We start from the raw sequence: 7,273 nt of genomic DNA on the forward strand, positions 1-7,273 counted from the left end.
TCGTCCTGTCATTCGCCCGTTTCCGGCGGCATGTTATGGCCCAGCAGCCTCAGCACATCCTCGGCCGCCTTCACAAGATTGGTGCCGGGGCCGAATATCGCCTGAACCCCGGCATCGTAGAGCGCCTGATAATCCTGTGCCGGAATAACGCCACCCGCGATGACCTTGATATCGGCGCGACCCGCGTCGCGAAGATGGCCGATCAGTTCGGGGATCAGCGTCTTGTGACCCGCCGCAAGGCTGGACGCGCCGACGACATCGACATCACGGGCCAGCGCGACCTGCGCGGCTTCCTCCGGCGTCTGGAACAGCGCGCCCGGCACCACCTCGAACCCCAGATCGCCGAACATCGAGGAGACGAGGTTCGCACCCCGGTCATGCCCATCCTGGCCCATCTTGGCGACGAACAGCCGGGGTTTGCGGCCCAGACGGCGCTCGACCGCCTCGACGCCGCGCAGCAGGCGGGCCCAGCGTTCGTCCTCGGCGTAGGCGCCGCCATAGACGCCCGACACCGGGGTCGGCTGGGTGCCATAGCGGCCGAACGCATCCTCCAGCGCCGAGGAAATCTCGCCCAGGGTCGCCCGCGCCCGTGCCGCCTCGACGGCCAGCGCGAGGAGGTTCGACCCCATTCCTCCCCCGGCGGGGGAGGTGGCGGCGGCGCCAGCCGCTGACGGAGGAGTGTCCCCCCTCTCGAGCGTCGACACCCCTCCGTCATCGCGGCGCGATGCCACCTCCCCTTGCAGGGGAGGATTTTGGGCCGCGTCGCGCAACGCATCCAGCGCCGAGCGGCACGCCGCCTCGTCGCGCGCGGCCTTCACCGCCGCGATCCGCGCGACCTGGGCCCCGCGCACCGCGTGATTGTCGATGTCGAGGATCTCGACCGGCGCCTCGTCGGCCAGCCGGTATGTGTTGACCCCGACGATCACATCCTCGCCCCGGTCGACCCTGGCGGCGCGGGCGGCGGATGCCTCCTCGATCATCGCCTTGGGCCAGCCCGCCGCGACCGCTTTCGCCATGCCGCCCTCGGCCTCGATCCGCTCGATCAGCGCCCAGGCGCCGTCGACCAGGCTCTGGGTCAGGCTCTCGACATAGTAACTGCCGCCCAGCGGATCGACGACCTTCGTCATCCCCGTTTCCTCCTGCAACACGATCTGCGTGTTGCGCGCGATCCGGGCGGAGAAGTCGGTGGGCAGCGCGATCGCTTCGTCCAGCGCATTGGTGTGAAGCGACTGGGTGCCGCCCAGCATCGCGGCCATCGCCTCGATGGTGGTGCGGATGACATTGTTATACGGGTCCTGCTCGGTCAGCGACACGCCCGACGTCTGGCAATGGGTGCGCAGCATCTTGGAGCGTTCGTCCCTCGCGCCCAGTTGGGCATGCTAACCGCGCTGACGCAGCCGACGCCCGACGATCTGCGCCGTGAGATCGACCGCTGCCGGACCATGACCGACAAGCCGTTCGGAGTGAACCTGACGATCCTGCCCTCGGTCTCCCCGCCGCCCTATGCCGAATATCGCCGGGCGATCATCGACAGCGGCGTGGCGATCGTCGAGACCGCAGGGCATCGTCCCCAGGAGCATGTCGAAGACTTCAAGGCGCACGGCATAACCGTCATCCATAAATGTACCGCCGTACGCCATGCCGTGTCGGCCGAGCGGATGGGCGTGGACATCGTGTCGATCGACGGGTTCGAATGTGCGGGCCATCCGGGCGAGGATGATATTCCGGGGCTGGTCCTGATCCCCGCGGCGGCCGACAAGGTGAAGATCCCGATGCTGGCGAGCGGCGGTTTCGCCGATGGCCGAGGGCTGGTCGCTGCGCTGGCTTTAGGGGCGGAGGGGATCAACATGGGCACCCGCTTCTGCGCGACGGTCGAGGCCCCGATCCATGATGCGGTCAAGCAACTGATCGTCGCCAATGACGAACGCGCGACCAACCTGATCTTCCGCCGCTTCCACAACACCGGGCGGGTGGCCAAGACCAGCGTCTCGGACCGGGTCGTCGAAATCTCTGCGCGGCCAGACGCCGTGTTCGAGAATATTCGGCCGCTGGTGTCCGGCGCCAAGGGACGGACGGCTCTTGAAACCGGCGATCTCGATGCGGGGCTGGTATGGGCCGGGCAGGTGCAGGGGCTGATCCATGACGTGCCGACCTGTCGCCAGCTGATCGAGCGGATCGTCGGTGACGCGCAAGATCTGATCGCCGGTCGCCTGTCCGGCTTCGTCACCCAGGGAGCGGCATAATGGCGACGATCGAGGTCATTACCCGTGACGGTGCCCGTTTCGAGGTCGAAGGCACTGACGATGTCAGCGTCATGCAAGCGATCCGGGATGCCGGTATCGACGAACTGCTGGCGATGTGCGGCGGATGCTGTTCCTGCGCGACCTGTCACGTCTATATCGAGGCGGGGGGAGGGGACTTGCCGCCGCCCGGCCCCGACGAAGACGACCTGCTCGACAGCAGCGCCTATCGCACTGACCGATCCCGCCTGGCCTGCCAACTGACCATGCGGGATATGGGCACGGGCTACCGGATACGCATCGCGCCCGAGGATTGAGGTGGGCGCGATCTCATCCGCCGCGCCCCTGGCTCGACTGCGGGACGTCGGGTCCGTTGGCATCGGCCCCCAATGAGAAAGGCTTTAAAGACGGTTCGACGTGTTCTTGAATAAGAGCTACTTACGGCTCGCCTTTGCCTGTTTCACGTCAAATCCGCACCACCATCCTCCGAGACCAAACACCTACTGCGCGCGGGTGCTGCGGATCAGAGGCGACCGCGCACCGTGATCCCGAAAGTTCGCGGTGCGCCCGGATACCCCTGTACGATCCCGGTCGACTTGGTCACTCCGAGCAGGTTCACGTAATAGGCCTTGTCGAACAGATTCTCGACCCAGAGCTGAACCTCCAGCCGCTTGTCATCCATCAACAGGCCGACCCGCGCCGAGGTCAGTGCATAGCCCGCAATCTCCGCCGCCGGATCGAGCGTGATCGTCGTGTTTTGCCGGGTCCGCCAGTTGACGTCGACCAGACCATAGACCGCGCTATGGTCCGACACCGGCCGGGTATAGTCGGCGGTGATGTCGGCGGTCCATTTCGGCGCCCAGGCCACCTGCCGCCCGGCCAGGTCGCAGGTCGGCGCGCTGATCTGCACCGGGCAGACCGAATTGCGGAACGAGGCATAGATCGCCCGGTTATAGGCCAGGAACCCCTTCAGGTGCAGCGGGCCCAGAAACGCCTCGCCTTCGCTCTCCACGCCCTCGGACACCAGCGCGCCGACATTGGCCAGGAACTTGGTGGCGGTGTTGCCGACGCCGATCGACTGGTTGGCCTGATAATTCTTCACATAGGTATGGAAGGCGGTCAGGTTGAAGACCAGCCTGCGGTCGAACCATTCGGTCTTGATCCCCGCCTCGATGTTATCCGCCTGTTCGCCGTCGATGTGCTGGCCCGCGCCCAGTGCGATCGCCGTGGCGATGCCCTTGTCCGGATTGCTGCTGTTATAGGGCAGCAGGTTGAACCCCTTGGATTTATAGCCTCGCGCACCGGTGACATAGACCATGACCGTATCGACCGGTTTCCAGTTCACGCCGACCTCGCCCGACAGCGAATTGTCGGTGACATGGTCGGCCGCCGAGCCGAGCTGTGCATTCGCGCCGCTGGATGACAAGGCGAGGAGCTGCACGGTGCTCAGGCCACCACGATTGGCGATGACGCCGTCATAGCGCATCCGCTTTTCCTCCCAGGTCTGACGAAGCCCCAGGTCGAAGGCCAGGCGACGGGCTTCGTCCGGATGCCATGTGGCATGGCCGAATACCGCGCTGGTCCGGGTGTTGAACACCGCATGGCTGTCGAAGCCCGCGCCGGTCAGCGCCGAGGCCCAGCCGCCCTTGCCCCACATCAGGCCATTGGCCGGATTGGTGCCGAACAGCGTCGCGTTCGGATTGCCCGCCCAGAGATGATATTGCGACCCGAAGCGGATGCGCGAGTCGACATCGAGCTGCTGCCGCGAGAAGAAGGCACCAACCAGTCCCTCCAAGGGATGGCCGGTGATCGAGGCCCAGCGCACCTCCTGCGACCATTGCTGGACCCGGTTGCACGAACCGTAATCGCGGATCGCATCCAGCTGGGTATAATCGTTGTCATTGTTCGTGAAGCAGGACCAGCGGCTCCACGCGCCGATCGAGGTGATGGTGCCGAGCGCGTGCAGATCGATGTCCTGCTGCAGGCTCAGCGCATCGGTCTTGGTCCGCGCGTTCAGCGGGGAGTCTATGTTCATCTCCCGCTTTTCCTTGGAGCTGACGAGCAGCGTGTAACCGGCCGCCGCCATTCGCGCCTGCAGAGCGCTCGGGTTGTACACGCCCAGCGTGATCGGCCCCATGGAGGGGAAAGCCTGGGTCGCATGGGTGCCGATCACGCGGATCGTCCAGTCTTCCGTCGGATTGGCCAGCAATTGCGCACGCACGCCCTCGCCCTGCCGGGCATTCTGCCAGCGACCATTATAGACGTTGCGGTAATAGCCGTCGGTGCTGCTGGAAAAGGCCGAGAGCCGCAGCGCCAGCTTGCCGTCGATCAGCGGGCCGGTGACGGTCCCCTTGATCTGGCGGAACCCCTGATTGCCGATGGTGAACTCAGTCGCGGCACCCAAGGTATAGCTGGGCTTTAGCGTGTTGATCAGGACCGCGCCCGCCGTCGTGTTCTTGCCGAACAATGTGCCCTGCGGCCCGCGCAACAGCTCGACGTCGGCGATGTCGTTGAAGTCGTTCGACACCATGCCGAGCCGCGCATTATACACCCCGTCTACGAACACACCGACCGAGGCGTCGATGCCGTCGGTGTTGAAGCCGTTATTGCCGATGCCTCGAATGCCGAGGTTCAATTGCTTCGGGTTGGTCAGATAGACCGAGAAGGACGGAAATTTGGTCTGGAAATTGGTGAAGTTGACCAGGTTCTGCCGCGCCAGTTCCTGCGAGGTGATGACGGTGACGGGGATCGGCACCGACTGGATATGCTCGTCTCGCCGACGTGCGACGACGACCAGGTCGCCCTGATCCGGGGCGGCGGCGTCCGAACCGCTATCGGCGGCGGCGGCGGGCGAAGCCGGGGCTTGCACCGTCTGCGCGTGAAGCGGCATGGCCCAGAGCGCCGCACCCACGAGCGACAGGGACGCGGCACTACGGCCCGTGCGGCCCCCGCCGCGCGAAGTCTTGACCACCATCTTCATTGCTCCCCCAAGGACTCATGTCCGTATTTCGGGGGCGGATAGGCACGGTCAGGGTCAGTTTCATGACAGATTTGCGGACGCTATGATGACAATGTTGTCGTAACGGAAACATTTTCTTCATCTTCCTATCATTGGTGGTCGGATATTCTGGCGAGCGGAAGAAATGGGGCGTAAGGCGTAGCCATATCTTCCTTCAGGAACCGTGATCCCATGACCTTTCGTCCCTCGCGTCGGCAGATCATCGGCGCCCCCATGGCGATGGCTCCGTTCGTCATCGCATCGGGGGGCATGGCACTGGTGCGCGGCCCTGCCGCTCCCCTTTTCTCACTCGGCGTCGCATCGGGCGAGCCATGCGCCGATGGCGTCGTCCTGTGGACGCGGCTCGCCCCCGAACCGCTGGCGCCCGGCGGCGGCCTGGGCGACGCTCGCGTGCCCGTCCGCTGGGAAGTCGCGGAGGACGAACAGTTCCGCCGCATCGTCCGTCGCGGTGAGGTACGCGCGACGCCCGAGGACGGGCACAGCCTGCATGTCGAGGTCACCGGCCTGCGCCCCGCCCATGTCTATCATTACCGTTTTCTCAGCCTGGGGCAGGTCAGTCCGGTCGGCCGCACCCGGACTGCGCCCGCCGCCGACGCGACGGTCGATCGGCTGCGCATCTGCTATGGCTCGTGCCAGAAATATGAGGTCGGCCATTATGCCGCCTGGACCCATGCGATCGCGGAAGACCCCGACCTGATCCTGTTCCTGGGCGACTATATCTACGAAGGCGCCCCCAATTCCAAGGCGCTGCGCCCCCATCTGAACCCCGAGCCGTTCGACTTGCCCGGCTATCGGCTGCGTTATGCCAGCTACAAGCTCGATCCGCTGCTTCAGGCCGCCCATGCGGCGGCACCCTGGATGACGATCTGGGACGATCACGAGGTCGCCAACGACTATGCCGGACAGTGGGACCAGCATTATGGCGATCCTGCCCGCTTCCTCGCACGGCGGGCGGCTGCCTATCAGGCCTATTGGGAGCATATGCCGCTGCGCCGGGTATCGCATCCCGCCGGGCCATGGGCGCGTCTCTATCGTCGGCTGGACTGGGGGCAGCTGGCGCGGATCGTCATGCTCGACGACCGGCAATATCGCGACGATCGCCCGTGCCAGCCCGCCCCCGATGCCAACGGCCAACGCCGTTACGACTATCTGGTGGCCGATTGCGCGGCCCGGCGCGCCCCCAAGCTCTCCATGCTCGGCGCGCGGCAGGAAGGCTGGCTGAACGGGGAACTGGGCGGGCGACAGGCGCGCTGGAACCTGCTCGCACAGCAGACCCTGATGACGCCCTTTCCGACCATCGATCCCAAACAGCCGGACAAGGGAGCAATGTTCCACTCGGTCGACCGCTGGGAAGGCTTTCCGGCGGCGCGGGACCGCATCTTCCGACGCTGGGTCGCGGCGGGGACGGCCAATCCGATCGTGTTGAGCGGCGACATCCATGCCTTTGCCGCGACCGATCTGCGCGATCCCGACCGGCCGGACGGAGCGCCCATCGCGTCGGAATTCGTCGGCGGGTCGATCACCTCGCTCAACCCCGATCCGCTGTTCAAATCGACGGCCGCGAGGACGACCGGCTTCCACTATGCCGAAAATCTGGTGCGCGGCTATGGCCGAATAGACTTGTCGGGCGGTCATTGCGACGTGACCTTTCGTGGCCTGGCCGACGCAAGCGATCCGCGATCACCCATCGCCGACCTGGCGCGGTTCACCGTAGAGGCTGGAAGGCCGGGGCTTCAGATGGCCTGACGCCATGATCGGAGCAGCCGGCACTGGACAGCGGGCATGGCTACTCCGCCCAGAAGTTCCGCGACAATAGCCGCCCGTGCGGTGCGCCGCAGGGGCGCGATCCGCCGGGGGCGCCGCCCAGCGCGCCCGTCCTTCGGTAAAATGCCGCTGCAATGCTAAAACAGTACGACCGAGCGGATGCTTTCGCCCTTGTGCATCAGGTCGAAGCCCTTGTTGATCTCCTCCAGCGTCAGCCGGTGGGTGATCATCGGATCGATCTCGATCTTGC

At 65.5% G+C, this 7,273-nt stretch carries 4 protein-coding genes and 2 pseudogenes; 3 read left to right on the forward strand and 3 right to left on the reverse strand.

The window, feature by feature from the left end:
* Positions 1 to 8: 8 nt before the first annotated feature.
* Positions 9 to 1,370 (reverse strand): annotated as a pseudogene (locus ABIC44_RS19430) (methylmalonyl-CoA mutase family protein); the annotation flags it as partial.
* Here ABIC44_RS19430 and ABIC44_RS19435 point away from each other — a divergent pair.
* Both ABIC44_RS19435 and ABIC44_RS19440 read left to right on the forward strand, forming a co-directional pair.
* Positions 1,329 to 2,243, forward strand: a complete 915-nt coding sequence (locus ABIC44_RS19435; RefSeq protein ID WP_502959870.1) for an NAD(P)H-dependent flavin oxidoreductase — start codon at positions 1,329 to 1,331, stop codon at positions 2,241 to 2,243. The pseudogene ABIC44_RS19430 and the gene ABIC44_RS19435 overlap by 42 nt on opposite strands.
* The gene (locus tag ABIC44_RS19440) at positions 2,243 to 2,557 is read left to right on the forward strand and encodes a 2Fe-2S iron-sulfur cluster-binding protein (RefSeq protein ID WP_309695369.1); all 315 of its coding nucleotides are present in this window, start codon (positions 2,243 to 2,245) and stop codon (positions 2,555 to 2,557) included. The genes ABIC44_RS19435 and ABIC44_RS19440 overlap by 1 nt, the downstream gene beginning before the upstream one ends.
* Positions 2,558 to 2,763: 206 nt before the next feature.
* Here ABIC44_RS19440 and ABIC44_RS19445 read toward each other — a convergent pair whose 3' ends face one another.
* Positions 2,764 to 5,220, reverse strand: a complete 2,457-nt coding sequence (locus ABIC44_RS19445) for a TonB-dependent receptor (protein WP_354297061.1) — start codon at positions 5,218 to 5,220, stop codon at positions 2,764 to 2,766.
* A gap of 210 nt (positions 5,221 to 5,430) precedes the next feature.
* Between ABIC44_RS19445 and ABIC44_RS19450 the strand changes: the two genes are divergently transcribed.
* Positions 5,431 to 7,005, forward strand: coding sequence for an alkaline phosphatase D family protein (locus tag ABIC44_RS19450; RefSeq protein WP_354297062.1), 1,575 nt, complete (start codon positions 5,431 to 5,433; stop codon positions 7,003 to 7,005).
* 155 nt (positions 7,006 to 7,160) lie between these two features.
* Here the strand turns inward: ABIC44_RS19450 and ABIC44_RS19455 are convergent.
* Positions 7,161 to 7,273 (reverse strand): annotated as a pseudogene (locus ABIC44_RS19455) (zinc-binding dehydrogenase); the annotation flags it as partial.

The sequence above is a fragment of the Sphingomonas sp. 1185 genome, assembly GCF_040544655.1.
Classification (GTDB): domain Bacteria; phylum Pseudomonadota; class Alphaproteobacteria; order Sphingomonadales; family Sphingomonadaceae; genus Sphingomonas.